A 21,641-nucleotide genomic window follows, 5' to 3' on the forward strand; every position below is an offset into this window, starting at 1 on the left:
GAACGATCGCCTTGCGACCGGTCGACGGGGGCACCCGCACCGAATGCCTACTTGCGCCCGGTGAACTGATCCATCGAGTGGTACACGCCCACCGCGTTCAGGTAGAAGTCGCGAACCTTGATCGGCAGCAGACCGGTCAGTGCCCGGTTCATCCGCGAGGTCCACGGGAGCACCACCAGGGCGCCGCCCTTCTTCATCTCCGACCACGAGGTGTCGACGACCTCGTGCTGCTCGAGCATCGGCGTGAACAGAATGCCTTTCGCGCCGTCGAACATGCCGGTGTTGATGTAGGTCGGACAGACCGTGGTGACCTTCACGTGGTCGTGGCCCGCCTGCTCGAGCTCGAGACGCACCGAATCCGACCAGCCCAGCGCCGCCCACTTCGACCCCGCGTAGACGGCCATGCGAGGGTTGGCGACCAGACCGGCCGACGACGCGATATTGAGCACGCGCGCCTGGCCCGCACCGGCGACCATGCCTGCCAGGAACTCCAGGGTGACGTACATCGGGGCCAACGAGTTGATCGCCATCGTCTTGTCGATGTCGGCGCGGTTCTCGGTTTCCCAGAAGTAGGTGTTGCCACGCACGATGCCCGCGTTGTTGACGAGGATGTCGATGCCGCCGACTTCCTTGCGCACCGCCTCGCCCGCCTCGCGGATCGAGTCCGGCGAGGACACATCCACCACATAGTGGTGCACCTTGCCGCCCGCGGCGGTCAGCTGCGCCGCCGTCTCGCGCAGCGCCAGCTCGTTGATATCCCACAGCACGACCGCGTCGGCGCCTTCGGCAACGGCCTTCTCGGCGAACAACTTCCCGAGCCCCATCGCCGCGCCGGTGATGAGAACCCGCTTGCCTGCGACCGTTTCCAACTTCATCTCTCGCTACCTACCCCTGCTCGTGTTCGGCTACTTCTGGCGCAGTGTCTTCATGACACCGAAAACCACCGTCATCGTCTTGGCCCACATCTGCTCGGACATTCCGGGCAGCGGCGCGATCGGCAGCAGCCGCTGAACCGCGATGGTCTGGGTGTCGATGTACTTCAGCAGGCCTTCCGGACCGTGGCGACGCCCCTGACCGGAGATGCCGAGACCACCCGAGGGCGCGTCGACGCTGCCCCAGGCGGCGCTGAAGCCCTCGTTCACGTTCACCGAACCGGCGTTGATCCGGGCGGCGACTTCCTTGCCACGGTTCACGTCCCGGCTCCACACGCTGGCGTTGAGGCCGTAGGCGGTGTCGTTGGCTGCCTCGACGGCGGCCTCGTCGGAGTCGACCTTGTACACCGAGACGACCGGGCCGAAGGTCTCCTCGCGGAAGACCGTCATGCCGGGCGCGACGTCCGCGAGCACGGTGGGCTCGTAGAAGTACGGACCGAGATCCGGGCGGGCCCGGCCACCGGCGAGCACCTTGGCGCCCTTGGCGACCGCGTCGTCCACGTGGCCGCTGACGGTGTCGAGCTGACGCTGGAAGGTCAGCGAACCCATGTCCCGGCTGTAGTCGAGTTCGCCGCCGAGCGACATGTTCTTGACGTTGCCGACGAATTCCGCGACGAACTGGTCGTAGACCGAGGCGTCGACGTAGATGCGTTCCATCGACTCGCAGAGCTGACCGGCCGACGAGAAGCACGCGCGCACAGCCAGTTTCGCCGCCTTGGAGACATCGGCGTCGGCCAGCACGAGCAGCGGGTTCTTGCCGCCGAGTTCGAGGGAGTAGCCGATCAGACGTTCGCCGGCCTGCTGGGCGATGGTCCGGCCGGTCGCGCTGGAACCGGTGTAGTCGACGTAGTCGGCGCGCGCGATCACGTCGCCGCCGATCTCGCGGCCACGGCCGAGCACCGCCTGCCACAGACCGCGCGGCAGCCCGGCCCGCTCGGCGGCATCGATGGCCCACAGGGCGGTGAGCGCCGTCTGGTTGTCGGGGCGCGCGATGACCGCGTTGCCCGCGAGCAGGGCGGGCAGCGCGTCGGAGGCCGCCAGCGCGAGGGGGTAGTTCCACGGCGAGATGACCGCGACGACGCCCTTGGGCCGGTTGTGCACCTCGACCGAGGTGAGCACCGGCAGCACGCCGCGCGGCTTGCGCTCGGCGAGCAGTTTGGGGGCGACCGTGGCGTAGTAGCGCGCGTTCAGCGCCACGTCGGCGATCTCGTCGAAGGCGTGCGGACGGGACTTGCCGGTCTCGGTCTGCACGATGTCGAGGATGGTGTCCTGCTCGGCGAGCACGATGTCGTGGAAGCGGCGCACGATCTCGGCGCGCTGCTTGACGCCCACCTTGGCCCAGTCGCGCTGCGCGTGCCTGGCGACGGCGAAGGCGCGCTCGATATCGGCGACCGAGGACTGCGGCAGGTCGCCGATCTTGTGGCCGGTAGCCGGGGCGAAGACCGGAACCGACGGGGCGCCGCCGGCGACTCCGCGTTCGAACAGGGGCTTGACCAGCGCGGTGGGCAGCGCGGTGGGTTCGGCGGTCAGCTCTGGGGCTGTCGTCATTGTCGGCCCTTCTCCTCAACAGATGGATCGCGCGGAACAGGTCGCGCACGTTCAGGTTATTTACTGAACACTAGTGTTAGATTAATGCCAGCGCCAGGGTTCGTGTCAAGCTTTCAAGGTGTGTTCACCAGCGGTGAGGGAGGTGCGATGACCGAGGAATCGACGGCGGTACGTCGCGGGCGCCCGCCGCAGACCCAGGAGCAGGCCGAGGAAGTGCGCGCCAGGATCGTCGAGGCGACCGCCGCGGTGTTCGCGCGCACCGGCTCGCGCGGGTTGAGCGTGGCCCAGATCATCGAAGAGGCCGGGCTGGCCAGACCCACTTTCTACCGCTATTTCGGCAACGTGTCCGAGCCGCTGCACGCGGTGCTCGACGCGTCCAACGACGGCCTCGTCGGCGGCATCCGTGAGGCACTCGCCGGGACCGACGAGCCGGTTCAGCTGGGCATCCGGCTGATCGACGCGTATGTGGACTGGGCCCGTGGGCACGGCCCGATGCTGCGCCCCTTGTTCGCCGAGCTGCACGATCCCGCTTCGGTCGTCTCGGGCTACCGCGAACGCGCGCTCGACGATATCCGCGATCTGGTGCGCAAGACCTTCGGCGACCTCGGCCGCCCGGTGCCCGCACCGCTCGACCTGGACGCGGCGCTGCACGTGTGCGAATACATCGTCTACCGGCTCACCGCGGGCAGCGAGCCGGGCAGCGAGCCCGATCCGGCGCTGGCGTCCGAGGCCAGGGTGACCATGATCCGTGTCCTGCTGGTCACCCTCGGCACCCGCGACGATCTCGCCTACGCGATGGAACTGCCCGGTCTCTTCCCGGATCCGTAGCGCCTCGGGTTCCGCGGCAGCGGTGCACTCCACACAGAATCTCCACATTTGGCGACGCAACCCTCCACACCCGCTCGCTAGGGTCGCACCATGGAGAACAGTGGGGGCGGGACAGGACAGGCGGTACGCCGGATCCTGGTGGTCGATGACGAGGTGACGATCGCCGAGTCCGTGGCTGCCAGGTTGCGGGCCGAAGGGTTCACCGTCGACCTGGCACACGACGGGCCCGCCGCGGTGGCGGCGGCCCTCGCGGGGGAACCCGATCTGGTGGTCCTCGACGTGATGTTGCCGGGGTTCGACGGGCTGGAGGTGTGCCGTCGGATTCAGGCCGAGCGCCCGGTGCCCGTCCTCATGCTCACCGCGCGCACCGACGAGACCGACCAGCTCATCGGGCTCGGTGTCGGCGCCGACGACTATCTCACCAAGCCGTTCTCGATGCGGGTACTCGCCGCCCGCGTGCACGCGCTGTTGCGGCGCGTGGAACGGGCCGCCGAGCGCGGCGACAACAGCATCGTCGTCGGTGATCTGCGCATAGATCTCGCCGAGCGCCGGGTGTGGCGCGGCGACACCGAGGCACGGCTCACCCCACTGGAATTCGACTTGTTGACGCGACTCGCGCAACGTCCGCGGGCGGTACTCGCCAGGGAACGGCTGCTCGAGGACATCTGGGACTGGTCCGACGCGGCGGGCACCCGGGCGGTGGATTCGCATGTGAAAGCGTTGCGACGCAAGCTCGGCGCCGATCTCATCCGCACCGTGCACGGTGTCGGGTATGCCCTGGACGCCCGATGACGGCGCCGGAACGCACCGCGGCGTTGATGGACCGGATCGCCGACGTGCTGCCGCGGCCACTGGACCGACTGCGGTCGATCAAGCTCAAACTGGCCGTGTTGATGTTGTGTTCGGGCGGTGTCGCGTTCGGGTACTTCCGGCTGAAGATCGGCTGGCTGCCGCCGCGCACCACTGTGGCCGCGATCGGGATCGCGCTGCTCACCTCACAGTTCCTCGCGCACGGGATCACCCGCCCGCTGCGCGAGATGACCGCGGCTGCTCGGCGGATGGCTCAGGGCGACTACAGCTTTCGCGTACGGGCAACCTCGCAGGACGAAGTGGGTCAGCTGGCGACGGCGTTCAACCAGATGGCCGCCGACCTGGCCGCCGCCGACCGGCAACGTCGTGACCTCATCGCCAATGTGTCCCATGAGCTGCGCACCCCGGTGACCGCACTGCACGCCGTGCTGGAGAACTTGGTCGACGGGGTGAGCGAACCCGACCCGGCGACGCTGCGCACCGCGCTGGCCCAGACCGAACGCCTCGGTCTGCTCGTCTCCGAACTCCTCGACCTGTCCAGCATCGAGGCGGGGGCGTTCACGCTGGATCGCGAAATCCTGCCGCTGACACCGCTGTTGGCGGAGGTGATCGCCGAAGCCGAGGTGATGACCGCCGCGCTCGGCCGCGGTGTCCGGTTCACCACCTCGATCGAACCCGCCTGCGCGACCGTGTTCGCCGACCGGGCGCGCCTGCACCAGGTGCTGTTCAACCTGCTCGACAACGCGGCCAGGCACGGTCCGTCCGGCGGTGAGGTCCGCGTCTCGGCGTCGACCGGACCCCAGGGAACCGTCCTCGAGATCCAGGACGACGGCCCCGGCATTCCGGAAGCCGAGCGCGCCACCGTCTTCGACCGTTTCACCCGTGGCGGGCGCACCGACGGCGGCGGCACCGGCCTCGGCCTGGCCATCGCCCGCTGGGTGATCGACCTACACGGCGGCTCCATCGCCGTCGCCGACCCCGGCTCCCGCATGCGCGTCGTCCTCCCCACGGACTGACCCCTACATCCACATCACCCCTCCCGGCACCTCGGTGCCGGGACGAATCCGCACACCTCCAGGAGGGGAAACCCATGTCCGACAAGCCGATAGCCGAGGGACCGATCCCGGCTGACAGCCGAAATGCCGCTACACAGGCCGTTACCGGTCAGCACGGCACCGAGACGACCACGACTGTTTCGCCTCCCGGCGCCGTCGAAGGTGGCGCCGCAACAGGCAGCGGCACAACGGGATCCGGGAAGTCGGCAAACGACCCAGCGAACAAGCCGAGCGTGCCCGACTCCGGTGTTTCATCCGATGCCGGGAGCGATCCGCAGGTGGGTGGCGGTGCGACAAGCCCCGGTACCCAGTCGACTGCTGTGCTCACCAAGACCACGGCGCCGGACGGGACATCACCTGCGACACAGAGCCCCGCCGACTCGGTGCCGTTCGCGACCCTGCTCGCCGCGAGCCGCACCACCGTTTATCCGGGGCCCGACGCCGCACGAGCCGCCGCTTGGTCGACTATGTCGCCGGTCATCGCCATGCCACCGCCCATTCCGCCTGTCCCCCCACGCTGGCAGCGCGTAGCGCGCCCACCCGGTGTCCTCCCGGCCGCGGCCCTCGCCGGAATCGTCGGGGCCACCGTGATCCCGCTCGACCGTCCCGGCATCGGCTGGCTGGTCACGGGTGTCGCCATCACCGGGGCCCTCTGCGCGGTCGACTATCGCGCCCGGTCGCGCGGAACGCCCGAGGAGAGCCCATCGCATTCCTCTCCGACGGCCGGAGAGCCCCCTGTGATCACTCCGCCCGGGGCGGTGCCGACCACGGCCGAAGGTCTTGGCACGAAACCTGCTGAGCCACTGCCACCTTCAGCATCCGACGCTCTCGCCGCGTCGAACACCGAGGGAGCCGCGGCAGCCACTGAAGGTACCGAGTCAGGCCGCACCGTGGACACCGGCACGGGCGACGATGCCACGCATGCGAACGCCGCGACGAACGACGAACGCACGCCCACCGATCGATCGGCCGATCCCACGAGCGACCGACCCACGGTTGGCGGGGCCGACAACAGCGTGAAGTCCGCGAAACTCGCTGCGAATACTGCTGATTCGGCTTCGGCTGGCGACGACCCGTCCGCCGCGACGGCACCTGCCGGCCGCGCAACGTCGTCGAACGAGGTCGCTTCCCACTCCGTTTCGATCGGTGATCGGGCTTGGTGGGCGACGGCGGCGATTGTGCTGCTCGGCGTGGGGACGGTCCGGGCGGCGGGATGGCTGTTCGTGCTGTGTGTGATCGCGGCGTGTGTCGCCGGGTCGTTGGCGGTGTTGGGACGGCGCAGTGTGCGTGGCATCGTGCACGACATGTTCGCGGTGCCGTTGGCGTCGTTCGGCGCTGTGCCGTGGGCGTTCTCGGGGTTGCGGAAGTCGCGGTCGACGGGGACCTCCGGTGTCCGTCGGTACGGGGTGTCGGTAGCCGCGACCGCCGCGTTGCTGGTGGTGTTCGTGCCACTGCTCGGCGGGGCGGACGCGACCTTCGCGAAGCTGTTGAACTTGCTCGTGCCGACCGTGGACGGTCCGGCGGCGTGGCGGTGGATCTTCCTGTTCGCGGTCGTCACGGTGGGCGTGCTGGCCGCGCTGTATCTGCTCGCGGGGCCGCCTGCGCACGCGGCGGATTCGGTGCGGCCGGTGCGACTGTGGTCACGTAGTGAGTGGATGCTGCCCGTCGGGGCATTGACCGTGCTGTTCGCGGTGTTCGTCGGCGCGCAGTTCGTCGCGCTGTTCGGCGGCGACGATTACGTGCAGCGCACCGCGGGTCTGACCTACGCCGAGTACGCGCGCAGCGGGTTCTGGCAGTTGTCGGCGGTGAGCATTCTGACGCTGGCCGTGATTCTGGCCGTCTTGCACTGGTCGGTGCAGGACACCGCCGCCGACCGCCGGTCGCTGCGCGTCCTGCTGAGCGCGGTGAGCGTGCTGGCGCTGGTGATCGTGTGCTCCGCGCTCGGCCGGATGTGGACCTATCAGCAGGCCTACGGGTTCACTGTGCTGCGACTGCTGGTGACGACGTGCGAGCTCTGGGTCGGCCTCGTCTACGTCCTCGTGCTGATCGCCATCGCGCGACTGCGCTGGAGCTGGGTGCCGCGCGCCGCGATCGGCACCGCACTCGGCACCCTCATCGCCTTGGCACTGCTGAACCCGGAACACCTTGTCGCCGAACGCAATATCGACCGTTGGCAGACCAGCGGCCGCTTGGACGCGGACTACCTGAGCAACCTCTCCCCCGATATCCTCCCCGCCCTCGACCCGCTGCCCGACAACCTCCGCACCCGGATCGAGACCCCCGTCCTCGACGGCCTCGACGACGACCAGTGGTGGTCCTGGAACTGGTCGCGCAGCTCAGCTCGCTGACGCATCGGGATGCGGTCGCGCACCACGGGCGACCGCGCACCGCGACTTCGAGCAACACGTCCGAGGCCGGTGCGCGACAGCGACTATTCCTGTGGCGCAACGGTTCTGGACAGGCCGCTCGCTCGCAGAACGCGGCGGCCGATCGCGGCGCGAATGGAGTCCTCGGTGCCGATGATGCGGACGTGAGTACGGGCCCTGGTGATGGCTGTGTAGAGGAGTTCCCTGGTCAGCAGCGTGGATTCCGGTTCGGGGAGCACAACCGAGACGGTGTCGTACTGGCTGCCCTGGCTGCGGTGGATGGTCATGGCGAAAACCGTGACCACGGCGGGGAATTGAGTCGGGTGGACCAGATAGGGCTCGCTGCCGCGTTGCAGGGCCGCGCGCAGCGAGCCGTCGGGGCGGCGGATGATGACGCCGGTGTCACCGTTGTAGATCCGGGCCTCGTGGTCGTTGGCGGTGACCAGCAGCGGCTGGCCCGGGTACCAGACCGATTGCGGCCCTTCGGGTCCCGCGCCACCGGCCGCGGCCCACTCGGCGGCCATCCGGTCCCAGCGTTCCACGCCGAAGGGGCCCTGACGATGGGCGCAGAGCAATCGATGCGACTCCAGCGCGGTCAGCGCCCCGCTCGCGTCGCCCGCCTCGGCGGCGGCCGTGACGGCGAGGGCTGCGGTTGTCACATCCGCCCGGACAGCGCGGGTGTCGTCGGGGGCGCACAGCGACACATCGTCCCCGCCCGCCCGCAGAATGGCCAGCGCCGCGTCCGCGTCGCCCGCGCGAACGGCCACGGCCAGGTCGGCGATGCGCCCGCCGAACCGTCTACCCCTGGTCAATCGAACGATCCCGCCTTGCAGACGCCGCTGTTCGAGGTCGGTGAGCGAGGGCGCCTGCGCACCGGGCACCGAGGCCGCCGAACTCGGGTCGACCACCTCGGGCAGCTCGACCTCACCCAGCACCGCACGCAGCGCCTCGTTCGGCGCACCGCTGACCGGTCCGGCCACGAGGTCGGCCAGCACCGCACCCGCGTCGACCGAGGCGAGTTGGTCGGGATCGCCGACGAGCACCAGGCGGGTATCAGGGCGCAGGGCCGAGAACAGGTGACTCATCATCGTCAGCGACACCATCGAGGTCTCGTCGACCACCACGACGTCGTAGGGCAGGCGGTTGTGTTCGTGATGGCGGAATCGGGTGGTGCGGCCACGTTGCCAGCCCAGCAGACGGTGCAGGGTCGAGGCGGTGAGTTCGGGCAGGCCGAGGACGGCGGCTTGTTCGCGCACCGCTTCCTGCAGCCGGGCCGCCGCTTTGCCCGTGGGTGCGGCGAGGGCGATACGCAGGGCGGGCAACTTCGGCGAGGCCCCGCGGTGGGCGGTGAGCAGGGCCAAGATGCGGGCGATGGTGTGGGTTTTGCCGGTGCCGGGACCACCGGCGACGACGGTGGTCCAGTGGGTAGCGGCGAGGGCCGCGGCCAAGCGTTGCCGGTCGGGACCGTCGCCGAGGGGGTCGGCGAAGAGCCGATCCAGTTGTGCGCGCACGAGTTCGGTATCGATCGCGGGGTGGTCGGCACTGCGTTCGGTGAGCACTCGCCGCAGAGTCTGTTCCTGCTGGTAGTACCGGTCGAGGTAGAGCAGCGCGCCGCCCTCGGCGTCGGCTTCGACGATCCGCAACGGGCGCAGCGGACCGGACTGCCCGCCGCGGATCAGCGGACTGCGACGCAGGGCGGTGAGCACCCGATCGATGTCCGGCCACGGCAGGGTCGCCGGGTCGATTCCCGTGGCGCCGTCGCGAGTTTCGTCGGCGTCGATGCCGATCTCACGCATTCGAGCCAGCTCGAGACACACCGATCCGGAGCGCACCGCGCGCACGGCCAGGGCCGCCACGAACAGCACGTCCTCGCTGTCCTCGCGCCCCATCCGACCCAACCGCACCGCCACGTGCACGTCGGCGGCGGACAGGACGCCCGCTTCGTTGAACACCCGCAGCAACCCGGTCCCCCGCTGCGCCACCTGAATAGAGGTCATCGCTGCCCCGCGAGCAGATCCGACAGCGCGACAACGAGTCGCGCGGACGGGTACCAATCGAAAACACCGTGGCCCGGCGGTGTCGACGTGCCGATCATGCCGCGCACGAACAGATACCTGGCCCCACCCAGATGGTGGGCGGGATCGTAGTCCGGCAGCCGCCAGCGCAGATAACGGTGCAGCGCAACGGCATACAGCAGCGCCTGCAGCGGATAGTGCGAGCGGATCATCTCCGCGACCATGTGGTCGCGACGGTAGTGCTCGACGGTGAGGTCGCCGGTGCCGAGCCGGTTGGTCTTGTAGTCGACGATGAGATAGCGGAGCCCACCCGTTCCGTCGGGCACCCGCAGGACGGCGTCGATGCTGCCGGTGAGATAGCCGCGTAGCACCGTATCGGGCAGTGCGGCAACATGATCGGCGTACCCGGCAAGATCGTCGTCGGCGGGCAGGTGGGTGCGCAGCAGCGCGGCGATGGCGTGCATCCCCGCCGAGCGCGCACCGGGGGCATCGCCGCCACCGAGCGGCAGTTCGAATTCCAGTTCGTTGAGCCGGTCCCGGGTCGCGACGGCGGCCAGGGAGCCGAAATCGGCCGGGGTGCGCAGGACTTCGAGCAACGCTGACGACAGGAGGTCGACGTCGAGCTCGGCCATCGTGTGCTCGACCGCCTCGACACACCGTCGGTGGACCTCGGCGGCGAGATCGGGCACCGAGGTATCGACCGTTTCGAGAACGCCGTGGACCAGCGTGCCGAATTCGGCGCCATAGGGCAGATCGTTCATCAACGACGGAGCGGCCGTGCTGCCGGTGAGGGCGTCGACCGGCGCCTCGGTCGGCTCGTCGTCAGGACCCGGGCCGTCCTCGGGTTCCTCGTCGTTCACCCCTGGCGCGTCGTGCGCGCCGGCGGTGAGCGCCGAGTACGAGGTGCGCCGCCACTGCTGGTCGAGCGCGCGGGTGAACCCCGCGGCCGCCAGCTCACCGGTCGGCAGCTCGGTGCGCACCCGCCGGGGCGCCACATCCTCGGGGCGATCGACCATGGTCACCGAGATCACGTCCGTAGCCGAGGCGGCCCACTCGGAAATCCTCTGCGCCGCAGCGGTATCGGCGGGGATCTCCGCCCGGCGCGGTACCTGCGCCGAACCCGGCCGCCGACCCAGCATCATGCGGTGCAGCGGGGCGGCGCCGGTGGTCACCGCGGGGGCCCACCACGCGACGACCTGGCACATCGCCCGGGTCAGCGCCACATACAGCAGCCGCAGTTCCTCCCCCGACTCCTCGGCCTCGCACCGCAATTGGCGCTCACCGTAGCCGGGGGCCTCCTTGCCGCCGATATCGAGAACCCTGGTGCCGTTGTCGTCGTGGAACAGCAGCGTCGCGGGATAGGGATTCTTGGCGCTGTCCCAGGTGAAAGGCAGGTAGACGATGGGGAATTCGAGGCCCTTGCTGGCGTGCACGGTGGCGATCTGCACGGCCGCCGCGTCCCGATCGAGCCTTCGGCTGCGACCGCTGATACTGCCGGCCTCCGGGTCGCGCACGCGGTCGGCGAGCCAGCGGGTGAGCGCGGTCAGGCCCAGCCCCTCGGCCAGCGCGACCTCGTCGAGCAGCTGCGCGAGGTGGCGCAGATCGGTGAGTTCGCGTTCGCCGTTGTCCACCGCGAGCAGGCGCGGCGCGAGATCGGTTTCGGTGGCGAGCTTGTCGAACACGGCGGCGAATCCGGCGCGCGCGAACAATCGCGCGGCGTCGCGCAACTGAGTCGAGACCCGGCCGACGAGATCGGCACCGCCCGAGTCGATCTCGGCAGCGGTCACGCCGAGGATCGGTGTGCACGCGGCCAGGCGCACCCGGTCACCGCGATGCGGCTGTTCCAGGGCACGCAGCACCCACAGCCAGTCGGTCGCGGCGGCGGTCGCGAAGACACTGGTGCCACCGGCGAGGACGGAGGCGACCCCGACCCGGTCCAACGCCGCACGCACCACGTCGATCTGGGATCGGGTGCGGACCAGCACCGCGATATCGCCGGGCCCGATCGGCCTGCGCACCCGGCCGTCACCGACCTCGCTGAGCGAATGATCCCCGCCGCGTAGGGGTTTGGCGTCGATGGCGGTGCCGGATTCGAGCAGGGTGACGATATCGGCGGCCAGGTCGTCGGCGACCTTGGCGCGCTGTCTGCCCACCGACGGGAACCCCGACCGATTGCGCGGACCGGCCCCGGTCCGAGGCAGCACCCGCAGTCGCAGCGGACTGATCGTCTCGGGTTCACCGTGCAGGCGGGTCGTCGGGCGGGTCGGGGTGACCGGATACACGCTGATCTCGGGGTGACCCAATTCCGCACCGCCACACAGGTGGTCGATGGCGCGCAGCAGTCCGGCGTCGCTGCGCCAGTTGCGGGTGAGCTCGCTGCGGCGGTCCGCCAGCGCCACGGCGTCGAGATAGCTGAGCACCTCGGCGCCGCGGAAGGCGTAGATGGCCTGCTTCGGGTCGCCGACCAGCACGAGGGTGGCGTGCTGGTGGAAGGCCAGGCGCAGGATGTCCCACTGCAGGGGATCGGTGTCCTGGAATTCGTCGACCAGCGCCACCCGGTACCGCTGCCTGATCCTGGCGCAGGCGCGTGGCCCGTGGTCCGGGTCGGCCAGCACATCGTGCAGCAGCACGAGCAGATCGTCGAAATCGCGCAGTCCCGCACGGCGTTTGCGGCGTTCGGTTTCGGCGCGCACGGCGCTCGCGAAGGCGACACGCTCCCCCGCGGCACCGTCGGTGCGCGGCGCGAGGTCGGCGTGGCGGTCGTGCACCGCCGCCAGCGCCAGGGTATGGGCATCGCGCACCGTGAAGGGGGCGCGGTCACGGGCGTAGCGGGCCAGATACAGGTCGTCGGCCACGGTGGCGACGAGTTCGTCCACCGATTCGACCAGCCGGGCGCCCGGATCGTGTTCACCGGCCAGACCGAGTTCGTCGAGCATCCGCTGACAGAACGAGTGGGTGGTGGCGATGGTGCCCGCGTCGAAATCAGCCAGGGCGGTGAGCAAGCGGTGCCTGCGCAGCCGCACGGTCGCGGGGTCGGCATCGGCCATCGCCCGGACGAGTTCGTCCTGGTGGTGGCGTGCGGTGTCGGGCTCGGCCAGTGCGGTCGCCACCGTGACGAAACGATCCCTGGTGCGTTCACGCAGTTCCTGGGTGGCCGCCCGGCTGAACGTGACCAGGAGCAATTCGGTGATCGCGATACCCGCCTCGGCGACGTAGCGCACCGCGAGCCCGACGATGGCGTGCGTTTTGCCGGTGCCCGCGCTGGCCTCGAGCACGGTGGTGCCCTGGGGCAGCGGACCCGTGGCGTCGAACGCGGTCGGTGCCGATACGGTGCCCGTCACGGCTGTCCCTGACTCTCGGCGGCGAGTAGCGGCGCCCACCAGCGGCGCGCGAGGGCTCCGAAGTGGGTGCTCTCCGGCTCACCCGGTCGGCTGGGTTCGGTGGCGAGACCGGCGAATCGGGGTGCGCGGCCCCACACATAGCGCAGGTAGCGGTCGGTGTGGTCACCGAACTTGTCGGGCCCGTTGGGGCCGCCGTCGAAGGAGTGTTCGGCCGCGAGCAGGGCGTCGGCCACGCTGTCACCGCGGAATCGGCGCTCGGCATAGGCGGCGGTGGCGGCGGGCGCGCAGGGCAGCGGTTCGCACAGCCCTTCGTCGCGCAACCGGACCAGGTCACGCAGGATCGCCAGTGCGGCAGGCGCTTCGGGTGCGGTGATCACCGATCTGGCCACCGGCCTGCTACGGAATTGACCTCGCCCCGTACTGATCGCCTGCCACGATCGGTCTTCGGTGGCGGCGAGGGCCAGCAGCGAAACCCAGGATGCGAGCCGGTGTTTCGGCGCCAGACGTGAGTAGGTGGTGCGCACCAGGGTTTCCCCACGGACCTCGGGCACGGTGCCCGCGAGGGTCCGGCCGTTGCCGAGGTCGATGGCGATGTCGACGGCGCGCGGTGCCGCTTCGTAGTCGGGCAGTGCGGTACGGACGAGAGTGTCGACCGTGCCCTCCACTTCGTCGAGCACCTTGGCCCCGAAACCGAAGGGGGGCAATGTTCCCCGACGCCATTCGGCAGCGCGCAGCCCCGCCGGGTCGGCACCGGTGAGGCGGGCGGTCAGCATTCGTTCGCCGAGGTCCCATTTCGCCAGGCCGTCGAGTTCGATCGGGAGCTGATCGGCGATGTCCTCGGATTCCTCGGGCACCCGCAGGCCGAGCCGCTGCCACAGGAACGCGCGCACCGGATGCTCGGCGAACGAGATCAGTTCCGCCAGTGCGACATCCGTGGCGGGAGCGGGCGGCAACGGCGCGGTGAGCAGCGGTGGCCGCGGCCGTGACGGGCGGGCGGCGGCGCGCGCACCGGCCAGGGCGACGGTGTCGAAGCTGCGGGGGTTCTCGGGGGCGAAATTGCGGCGGTCGAAGGCCTGCAGGGGGTGACGGATGTGCACGGCGTCCATGGCTGCCGGTCCCACGTGGCAGGCGAGCACGTCGAGGAGTTCGGCGACCGGGACGGCGGGCGGACGCGCGGCGCCGGTGACCGGGTCCGCGCCGGTGTGCAGGACCAGCAGGGTGTCGCCTGCCGCCATGACGGCGTCGAGGAGGAGTTGGCGGTCCTCGCTGCGCGCGTCGCGTTCGCCGACCAGCGGGTCGCGGGCCAGCAGGTCGTCGCCGTCGACACTGCCGGGCCGCGGGAAGACGTCGTCGTCGAGGCCGAGCAGCACCACCACGCGGTGCGGCACCGACCGCATCGGCACGAGGGTGCACACGGTGAGTTCACCGGTGCGGAAGTTCGCGCGGCCGGGGCCGCCTGCCAGACGACTGGTCAGCAGGACCGCCACGTCGGCCAGGCGCAGCGGGGTGTCGCCCGCGTGTTCGGTGGCGGCGACGATCTCGCGGCGCGCTTCGGTGCGGATCCACGAATGCGCGTCGGGCACATCGGTGAGCAGTTCGACGGCGCGCAGCAGCACGGCGGTCCATTCGACGGCCGGGCGGGGGCCGCGCAGGTCGCGCAGACAGACCGCGAGTCGGTCGATGAACTCCGCGAAGCGGCCCGCGAGGTCGACGTCGTTGGAGTCGACATCGTCGAGTGGCAGCGCCAGATCGAGCCAGTCGTCACCGGATTCGTCGGCGGTGACGCCGAGCAGGATGCGGTCCACCGCGGCGTTGAGGGTGTTCTGGGCGAAATCGGCGAGGCCGAACGCCTCGCGCTGACGCTGCCCGATCCCCCACCGCGCGCCCGACTCGGCCGCCCACTCGCGCAGCCGTTCGATGTCGTCGTCGTCGAACCCGCAACGGCGGCGCACGGTTTCGCTCGCCGCCAGGTCGAGCACCTGCGTCACCGTGACGCGACCGTCGGCCAGGTCGAGTAGCTCGATCACCACGGCCAGCATCGGGTTGGTCACCGCCCGCCCGCGATCGGCAAGCCGCACCCGCAACTGGTGCGCCGGATGTTCACCCTCGACCGGCAGGTCCACCCCGGTGCCGCGCTGCCCGAACGCCGCCCGCACCAGCGGCGCGAACGCCTCCACGTCCGGGCACATGATCAGCACGTCGCGCGGCTCGAGCGTCGGATCCGCGGCGAACGTCGTGAGCAGCAGATCCCGCAGCACCTCCACCTGCCGCGCCGGGCCGTGACACGCGTGGACCTCGACGCTCCCGTCCGGCGACGCGCCCGGTTCGGGGGCGCGGTCGGCACGCACGGCAGTCTGTACGGCACCGAGCAGCGAGTGTGTGGCTGTCTCACCGGGAAGGTGAGTGTCACTGTCCAACAACGGATTCAGGCGCTGTTCCAGCTCCCGGACGTCGCGGGCCAGTCCCGACAGCAGGGGGTGGGAGACCAGATCGGCGGTGTGGTCGTCGGCGCGCGGACGCACTCCACTCCCGACCCTCCCCTCGTCGTTCGCCTCGACGCCGACGACCGCGCGAGCATCACTGAGCGCGGTCCACATGGCCGGGCTCGGGTGCGCCATCCAGAGGTGGACGTCGCGGTGGGTGGCGAGGGCGGTGACGACGGCCAGTTGGTCGGCGGGGAGCCTGGTCAGGCCGAAAAGGGAGAGTCGCTCGGGCAGGTCGATCGAGTCCGGCGCGGCGCGGAGCCGGGCGCAGGCGTCAGCGAGTCGTTCGGCCGGGCTCGGGGCATCGACCGCTGTACGCAGCGCGCGCCACAGTTGCGGCTGCCACGCGAGATCGTCGGGCACCGGCCCGCCCGCACCGTCGGTGTCCGCGCCCGCGGTCCAGTCGAGCAGCACCTGCGGGCGTTGGGCCGCGTAGGAGTCGAACAACGCGGCGAGGTGGGCGGCGGTGGCGTAGCGCCTGCCGACTCGGTGATCGGTCCCGGGAAGGCCGAGATGACGCGCCAGCACCGCGGCCCACGGCTGGTCGGCGATCTCGTCGATCACCCGCAGCAGGGTCCACACCAGTCGCTGACCGGCCCACGGATCGTCGGCGGGCCCGATCCCGCTCGCACCGGCCAGCACCTCGGCCACCAGCGCGGTAGGCGCGGGAAAGGCGATATTCGCGGCTATTCCGTCACCGACCTGGCCACGCCCGCCATCCACCACACCGAGCACACCCGACAACCGTTGCGCCAACCAGCGCTCCACCCCTTTGGCAGGCACTGCGACCACATCCGCGACGAACGGATCGGCGGGCACCGCCCCCAGCAAACGCCCCAGTCCGTCGGCCAGCGCGTCGGCGCGTTCGGCGCGATGGAGGTGCAACGGCATCCGTTGTTTATACGCCCAGCGACCGACCCGCAATCGCGCGACCCCGCCACCACCACTGGACCGGGCTAGTGAAATACGCCACACCCCAAGGCGTCCCGGCCACGCCTGCGGCACCCTCGACGCCGACCGTGGGATCGTTGCCGTTCGGGTGGGACAGTACGGCCGCGGGCGAAAGGCTGGTTTCGTTTCATGATCGCGCAGGTGTTTCCCCTGGTTCCCGGCGGCGGCTTCGTCGTCCGCCGAGTGGGCGCGCGCTGGGAGTTGGTCAATTCCCGGCGCTACGGGCCTGATCAGGTACTGCATTCGTGGCCGCTGGACCGGCACGGCGAAGCGTTCGAGCATTGCCATCGCCTCAACGGCTGCACCATCGCCACACCGCACGCCGCGCATCACTGACACGCAATTCCCGTGCGCCGCAACAGCGCTGTCGCCGGGGGCCGGATTTGAGGTGAAGTAGTGCGCTCGGGCGTTCGGTGTGCGAGTGTGGTCCATCGTGCGTGACCGTTCTCCTTCCCCTCGTGCCGTTTCCCGAGTAGCAGCAACAGCCTGTCTCCTCGCCGCCGCCGCCGTCCTCACTCCGGGCGTCCCCGTACTCGTGGCTCCGGCCTATGCCGCGCCACCCGCGCTGACCCAGGTGTCGGTGCCCGGGTTCGACGCCGACATGAGCTCCCGGATCGCGCGGGCCGACGCCTATCTAGCCGGTCGCCCCGGTGCCGTCGGCTATGTGCTGCGCGACCGCAAGACCGGCGGCATCTACGCCAACGAACACGCCGAGAACCAGGTCTGGACCGCCTCCACGATCAAACTGGCCATCGCCGCCGATCTGCTCAACCGGGCCCGCGTCGGCGCCATCGGCCTGTCCCCCGACGACCGCTTCAACATCGAAGCGATGCTGGCCACCTCCAACGACCACGCCACCGACGTGCTGTGGCAGAAGTACATCGGCTTCGACCGGATGGCCTACAACAACGCGTTCCGCGCCTACGGCATGGTCAGCCTGATCCCGCAGCCGACCACGACCGCGCTGTTCCCGGACTGGTCGTTCCAGAAGTGCACGGCCGCCGACCTGGATCGGCTGATGAACACCATCCTCGACACCATGCACCCCGACGATCTCGCCTACCTGCTCGACCGGATGCGCGCGGTCGACTCCAATCAGCACTGGGGAGTGTGGGGCGCGGGTTCGTCGATGCGGCCCGGCCTGAAGAACGGCTGGTCGGCCGAAGCCGATGGTTGGGTGGTCAACTCGGTCGGCGTCGCCGGGGCGGGCGAGCGGTACACGCTCTCGATCATGAACGCACTCGGCGCAGCGGGCGGCTACACCGACGGCGCCGAGACCGACACCCGAGTGGCCGAGCTCCTTCTCGCAGGTCGCTGACTCGGCGCGTCCCGTATCGTCGATCTTGTCTGTGATGAGACGCCGCATCACACGCCACGATCGAGTTCTTGTTGCGACGTCACAACCGGAGCCGACTACGGTTAACCCTGTCACCACCACCGCGGGGCCCACCCCAGTCTGTCGAGGAGCGCGACGATGAGCACTGAGTCTGTCGAGAAGCGGCACCACGTTGTGGTGATCGGTTCCGGGTTCGGCGGTTTGTTCGGTACCCGGCATCTGCGCCGGGCCGATGTCGACATCACGCTCATCTCCAAGACGTCGACCCACCTGTTCCAGCCGCTGCTCTACCAGGTGGCCACCGGCATCCTCTCGACCGGCGAGATCGCCCCGGCCACGCGCCTGGTGCTGCGCAAGCAGAAGAACGCGCAGGTGCTGCTGGGTGACGTCATCGACGTGGACCTGGCGAACAAGAAGGTCACCTCGCGACTACTCAACCGCGACACCGTGACCGGCTACGACAGCCTGATCGTCGCCACCGGCGCCCAGCAGTCGTACTTCGGCAACGACCACTTCGCCACCTACGCGCCCGGCATGAAGACCATCGACGACGCACTCGAATTGCGCGCGCGCATCCTCGGCTCCTTCGAACAGGCGGAGCTGGCGACCACCCAGGAAGAGCGCGACCGGCTGATGACCTTCATCGTCGTCGGCGCGGGTCCCACCGGCGTGGAATTGGCCGGGCAGATCGCCGAACTCGCCGACCGCACCCTCGACGGGACCTTCCGCACCATCGATCCCCGCGACGCGCGCGTCATCCTGCTCGAGGGCGCTGGCGCGGTGCTCGGCCCGATGGGGCCCAAACTGGGTGCCAAGGCGGCCAAGCGGCTCGAGAAGATGGGGGTGGAGATCCAGCTCAACGCCATGGTGACCGATGTCGACGCGCACGGCGTCATCGTCAAGGACGCCGACGGCAGCACCCGCCGGATCGAGGCCGTGTGCAAGGTGTGGTCGGCCGGCGTGCAGGCCAGCCCGCTGGGCAAGATGATCGCCGAGCGGTCCGAGGGCACCGAGGTCGACCGGGCGGGGCGCGTCATCGTGGAGCCCGACCTCACCGTCAAGGGTCATCCGAACGTGTTCGTGGTCGGCGACCTGATGTCGGTGCCCGGCGTGCCGGGGCAGGCACAGGGCGCCATCCAGGGTTCGGTGTATGCGGCCAAGGCGATCAAGGCCGGGCTGGGTGGTCAGACTCCGGCGGAACGCAAGCCGTTCAAGTACTTCAACAAGGGCTCGATGGCCACGATCTCGCGGTTCGACGCCGTCTGCCAGATCGGCAAGCTCGAGTTCAGCGGGTTCCTGGCCTGGCTCGCCTGGTTGGCCCTGCACCTGTACTACCTGGTCGGCTACCGCAGCCGAATCGTCACGGTGATCGGTTGGTTCGTGTCGTTCCTGGGCCGCAACCGCGGTCAGATGGCGGCGACCGAACAGTGGATCTTCGCGCGGCTCGCGATCGAAGAGGTCAACGCCGATCAGGCCGAGGCCAGGGAACTCGCGGCCGAGGTGGGCGCGCCGCCCGCCACCGCCGAACCGCTCACCGCCGAACAGCGCAAGATCGGCTGACACAAGCTCGACGTAGGCCGGGTGGTTCCGTCGAACCACCCGGCCTTCGTCGTGCCGGTCACCTTTCCGCGTACCGATATTGCGGGTTGCCGACGTTTCGGACCCATCCGACTCGAGCACCGGTCCGAATGTCGGAGGTCATATGTGTGACCAAATCCCCAGGATGAAAGGTGATCTATGGCGACGGGGAAACACAGGGCGCCGAATTTGCAGCGACAGAAGGTAGGTTCGGTCGTCGCAGCCGGAGCGGTCCCCCTGGTCATGGCCCTGATCGGCACGGGCACCGCGAATGCCGATCCCGCGCAAGCGGCGGTGACACAGCCCGAGCATCAGGCCGGACCGGAGTTCGACGCGGTGGCGCCCAACGCCACCCCCTACGTGGGCCAGCCGATGCCCGCGAACACCCGCAGCGCGCTGCAGTGGTCGCGGACGGGGCCGGAGATGGACTACCTGTCCCCGGTGGGACCGCTGCACGCACCGACCGCGGTCGCGCCGGTGCCGCCGATCCTGCCGCCGCCGGGCCAGTTCCGCTTCGGTGACCAGCAGATTCCGGTACCGGACTTCGTGCCGGTGGACACCTCGATCCACATCAACGACGCCGCGGCCAATACCGAGGCCAACCTGGCGACGTTCCTCGACTCGGTCGGTCTCGAGCGCAGCCGCTCGGATCGGATCGCTGCCGAGACCCTGGGTTCGGCTGCCAGGGGCGCGGCGGTCGGTTCCACCGTGGCGATGCCGTTCGCGATGATGGCCAGCACGGGCGGGGCGTTGGCCGGGCTCGTCGCCGGACTCCCGCTGTTTCCGGTCGGCTTGGTCGCGGGCCCGATCCTGGGTGGTATGGCCGCGTACATGGCCGTGTCGATCCCCATCACCGTGGTCGGCGCCGGTATCGGTGCGGCGGTAGGCGCGGCAAGCGGTTTCCTGGCACCGCCGCGTGCGGCGGCCCCCGAGGCCGTCGATACGGGAGCCGAGCTCGTCTCCGCTTGATCGAATTCCCAGTGGTGGGAGTCGGGCCATCGGCTCGGCTCCCACCGCCATTTCCCCGGCTAGGCGTCGGCGATCGCGAGCGCGCGCAGTCGGCTGGTCGTCCGGGTGGCGAGTGAACCACCCGCGGCCAGCGGGAGCCGAACCTCGTCCACACTGCCCGACCAGACCGGGCGGTCATCCGGATAGACCAGCTCGCTGTCGAGCGCACGTGGTGCGGTGAGCCGATCATCGGTCGACGCACCCGCGCCGAGTTCGAGCCGGTGCCGCAGCAACGGGACCGAGCCGATGTCGGCCAGCAGGTCACCGCGCCATCCGCCGCCGTCCTCGCCACTGCGGCCCACTTGCACCCGCTCCCGCAGCCGCAGTCGCGCATCGGGTGCCACCTGCACCGTGGTCACCGTGTGATGGCGTGCGCCTCCGGCCACGATCGTCGGTTCCGGATCGAAGTCGAGTTCGGCGCCTTCGCCGATCTCGAAGCGCCAGTGCGCATTCGACAACATGGTCGCCGCACCCGGCAGGGCGATCGTCGCCGCCACCGAACGAACCACCAGCCGCGCACCGGGGCGCACGACGATGGTGATGTCGAGTTCGTCGCCACCGAGCGGGGTGGCCGCGGTACCGATCAGGTGCACGGTGTCGACGCCGGTGTGCCGCCCGGCCAGGCCGCCGACCGCGTCGATGCGGGGCAGTCTGCCCGGTGCGGCGACAATGCTGAGTTCAGTGCGCAACGCCGGCGGCCGTGTCCTGTTCGGCGGCGACCCGCAGTTGCTCGCGTACCCAGGCCAGGACCGGGGTGGCGGCCGGGTCGTCGGTCAGCGAGACCAGCGCGGTGGGGCGTCCGTCGCGCACCTTGGCGGCGTCGCGCTCCATCACGCCCAGGTCGGCGCCGACCAGCGGGGCGAGGTCGGTCTTGTTCACCACGAGCAGGTCGGAGAAGGTGACGCCGGGGCCGCCCTTGCGCGGCACCTTGTCGCCACCGGCCACGTCGACGACGAAAATCTGCACGTCGATCAGGCCGGAAGAGAAAGTGGCCGTGAGGTTGTCGCCGCCGGACTCCACCAGGATCAGATCCAGCGGCGGGTTGGCCGCGACGAGGTCGTCGATGGCGTCGAGGTTGGCGGTGATGTCGTCGCGGATGGCGGTGTGCGGGCAACCACCGGTCTGCACGGCGGTGATCCGCTCGTCGGGCAGCACGGCGTGGCGGCGCAGGAAGTCCGCGTCCTCGGTGGTGTAGATGTCGTTGGTCAGCACCGCGAGGGACAGTTCGTCGCGCAGTTGCCTGCACAGGGCGGCGACCAGCGCGGTCTTGCCGGAGCCGACCGGACCACCGATGCCGATGCGCAGTGCCTCACCCGCGGCGCGGTCGCGCTTGGGTCGGTCGTGGCTGTGATCGTGCGGTTCGCCATCGATCAGATGGGGAGGCATGGGA

15 protein-coding genes are annotated in these 21,641 nt (G+C 69.9%); 8 read left to right on the forward strand and 7 right to left on the reverse strand.

Annotated elements, in window-relative coordinates:
* Nucleotides 1–47: 47 nt before the first annotated feature.
* Both ASD42_RS03570 and ASD42_RS03575 read right to left on the reverse strand, forming a co-directional pair.
* Nucleotides 48–875 carry an SDR family NAD(P)-dependent oxidoreductase gene (locus tag ASD42_RS03570; RefSeq protein WP_056810088.1) on the reverse strand — a complete coding sequence of 276 codons (828 nt, stop codon included), beginning with the start codon at nucleotides 873–875 and terminating at the stop codon, nucleotides 48–50.
* 30 nt (nucleotides 876–905) lie between these two features.
* The gene (locus tag ASD42_RS03575) at nucleotides 906–2,480 is read right to left on the reverse strand and encodes a succinic semialdehyde dehydrogenase (protein ID WP_056810091.1); all 1,575 of its coding nucleotides are present in this window, start codon (nucleotides 2,478–2,480) and stop codon (nucleotides 906–908) included.
* A 147-nt stretch (nucleotides 2,481–2,627) separates the two neighbouring features.
* On the opposite strand from ASD42_RS03575, the gene ASD42_RS03580 reads away from it, so the two are divergent.
* The 4 genes from ASD42_RS03580 (at nucleotide 2,628) to ASD42_RS33635 (ending at nucleotide 7,521) form a co-directional block, all read left to right on the forward strand.
* On the forward strand, nucleotides 2,628–3,308 hold the full coding sequence (locus ASD42_RS03580) for a TetR/AcrR family transcriptional regulator (RefSeq protein WP_056815327.1): 681 nt from the start codon (nucleotides 2,628–2,630) through the stop codon (nucleotides 3,306–3,308).
* 90 nt (nucleotides 3,309–3,398) lie between these two features.
* Nucleotides 3,399–4,100, forward strand: a complete 702-nt coding sequence (locus ASD42_RS03585) for a response regulator transcription factor (protein WP_156677380.1) — start codon at nucleotides 3,399–3,401, stop codon at nucleotides 4,098–4,100.
* Nucleotides 4,097–5,134 carry a HAMP domain-containing sensor histidine kinase gene (locus ASD42_RS03590; RefSeq protein ID WP_056810094.1) on the forward strand — a complete coding sequence of 346 codons (1,038 nt, stop codon included), beginning with the start codon at nucleotides 4,097–4,099 and terminating at the stop codon, nucleotides 5,132–5,134. Before ASD42_RS03585 ends, ASD42_RS03590 begins: the two co-directional genes overlap by 4 nt.
* A 74-nt stretch (nucleotides 5,135–5,208) precedes the next feature.
* Nucleotides 5,209–7,521, forward strand: a complete 2,313-nt coding sequence (locus tag ASD42_RS33635; RefSeq protein ID WP_235569296.1) for a DUF4153 domain-containing protein — start codon at nucleotides 5,209–5,211, stop codon at nucleotides 7,519–7,521.
* Nucleotides 7,522–7,604: 83 nt separating this feature from the next.
* Here ASD42_RS33635 and recD read toward each other — a convergent pair whose 3' ends face one another.
* Genes recD through recC form a run of 3 tightly spaced genes read right to left on the reverse strand, consistent with a single transcriptional unit; the run spans nucleotide 7,605 to nucleotide 16,269 of the window.
* On the reverse strand, nucleotides 7,605–9,536 hold the full coding sequence (gene recD / locus ASD42_RS03600; protein ID WP_056810099.1) for an exodeoxyribonuclease V subunit alpha: 1,932 nt from the start codon (nucleotides 9,534–9,536) through the stop codon (nucleotides 7,605–7,607).
* Entirely contained in the window at nucleotides 9,533–12,895 is a 3,363-nt protein-coding gene (locus ASD42_RS03605) for a UvrD-helicase domain-containing protein (protein WP_056810100.1), read from the reverse strand. The genes recD and ASD42_RS03605 overlap by 4 nt, the downstream gene beginning before the upstream one ends.
* Entirely contained in the window at nucleotides 12,892–16,269 is a 3,378-nt protein-coding gene (recC, locus tag ASD42_RS03610; protein WP_056810103.1) for an exodeoxyribonuclease V subunit gamma, read from the reverse strand. Before recC ends, ASD42_RS03605 begins: the two co-directional genes overlap by 4 nt.
* A 189-nt stretch (nucleotides 16,270–16,458) precedes the next feature.
* Here recC and ASD42_RS03615 point away from each other — a divergent pair, with 189 nt between their 5' ends.
* The 4 genes from ASD42_RS03615 (at nucleotide 16,459) to ASD42_RS03630 (ending at nucleotide 20,212) form a co-directional block, all read left to right on the forward strand.
* Nucleotides 16,459–16,665, forward strand: a complete 207-nt coding sequence (locus ASD42_RS03615) for a hypothetical protein (RefSeq protein WP_056810106.1) — start codon at nucleotides 16,459–16,461, stop codon at nucleotides 16,663–16,665.
* Between the two features lie 265 nt (nucleotides 16,666–16,930).
* Complete coding sequence (locus tag ASD42_RS03620) at nucleotides 16,931–17,647, forward strand: hypothetical protein (protein WP_056815334.1); 717 nt, start codon at nucleotides 16,931–16,933, stop codon at nucleotides 17,645–17,647.
* Nucleotides 17,648–17,803: 156 nt separating this feature from the next.
* Nucleotides 17,804–19,225: an NAD(P)/FAD-dependent oxidoreductase gene (locus ASD42_RS03625; RefSeq protein WP_056810109.1), complete on the forward strand. Its 1,422-nt coding sequence runs from the start codon at nucleotides 17,804–17,806 to the stop codon at nucleotides 19,223–19,225.
* A 207-nt stretch (nucleotides 19,226–19,432) separates the two neighbouring features.
* A complete protein-coding gene (locus tag ASD42_RS03630; protein WP_235569298.1) occupies nucleotides 19,433–20,212 on the forward strand; it encodes a hypothetical protein in 780 nt (259 codons plus the stop codon).
* A 59-nt stretch (nucleotides 20,213–20,271) separates the two neighbouring features.
* On the opposite strand, the gene ASD42_RS03635 is transcribed toward ASD42_RS03630, so the two are convergent.
* Both ASD42_RS03635 and ureG read right to left on the reverse strand, forming a co-directional pair.
* A complete protein-coding gene (locus ASD42_RS03635; protein WP_056810113.1) occupies nucleotides 20,272–20,940 on the reverse strand; it encodes an urease accessory protein UreD in 669 nt (222 codons plus the stop codon).
* On the reverse strand, nucleotides 20,930–21,637 hold the full coding sequence (ureG, locus tag ASD42_RS03640; protein ID WP_056810116.1) for an urease accessory protein UreG: 708 nt from the start codon (nucleotides 21,635–21,637) through the stop codon (nucleotides 20,930–20,932). Before ureG ends, ASD42_RS03635 begins: the two co-directional genes overlap by 11 nt.
* Nucleotides 21,638–21,641: the final 4 nt, after the last annotated feature.

The sequence above is a fragment of the Nocardia sp. Root136 genome, from assembly GCF_001427185.1.
Lineage (GTDB): Bacteria > Actinomycetota > Actinomycetes > Mycobacteriales > Mycobacteriaceae > Nocardia > Nocardia salmonicida.

Excerpts from the sequence above, each read along its gene's own strand:
- ASD42_RS03570 (WP_056810088.1), bottom strand. The coding sequence starts at position 875 with ATGAAGTTGGAAACGGTCGCAGGCAAGCGGGTTCTCATCACCGGCGCG.
- ASD42_RS03575 (WP_056810091.1), bottom strand. The coding sequence starts at position 2,480 with ATGACGACAGCCCCAGAGCTGACCGCCGAACCCACCGCGCTGCCCACC.
- ASD42_RS03580 (WP_056815327.1), top strand. The coding sequence starts at position 2,628 with ATGACCGAGGAATCGACGGCGGTACGTCGCGGGCGCCCGCCGCAGACC.
- ASD42_RS03585 (WP_156677380.1), top strand. The coding sequence starts at position 3,399 with ATGGAGAACAGTGGGGGCGGGACAGGACAGGCGGTACGCCGGATCCTG.
- ASD42_RS03590 (WP_056810094.1), top strand. The coding sequence starts at position 4,097 with ATGACGGCGCCGGAACGCACCGCGGCGTTGATGGACCGGATCGCCGAC.
- ASD42_RS33635 (WP_235569296.1), top strand. The coding sequence starts at position 5,209 with ATGTCCGACAAGCCGATAGCCGAGGGACCGATCCCGGCTGACAGCCGA.
- recD (WP_056810099.1), bottom strand. The coding sequence starts at position 9,536 with ATGACCTCTATTCAGGTGGCGCAGCGGGGGACCGGGTTGCTGCGGGTG.
- recC (WP_056810103.1), bottom strand. The coding sequence starts at position 16,269 with ATGCCGTTGCACCTCCATCGCGCCGAACGCGCCGACGCGCTGGCCGAC.
- ASD42_RS03615 (WP_056810106.1), top strand. The coding sequence starts at position 16,459 with ATGATCGCGCAGGTGTTTCCCCTGGTTCCCGGCGGCGGCTTCGTCGTC.
- ASD42_RS03620 (WP_056815334.1), top strand. The coding sequence starts at position 16,931 with ATGAGCTCCCGGATCGCGCGGGCCGACGCCTATCTAGCCGGTCGCCCC.
- ASD42_RS03625 (WP_056810109.1), top strand. The coding sequence starts at position 17,804 with ATGAGCACTGAGTCTGTCGAGAAGCGGCACCACGTTGTGGTGATCGGT.
- ureG (WP_056810116.1), bottom strand. The coding sequence starts at position 21,637 with ATGCCTCCCCATCTGATCGATGGCGAACCGCACGATCACAGCCACGAC.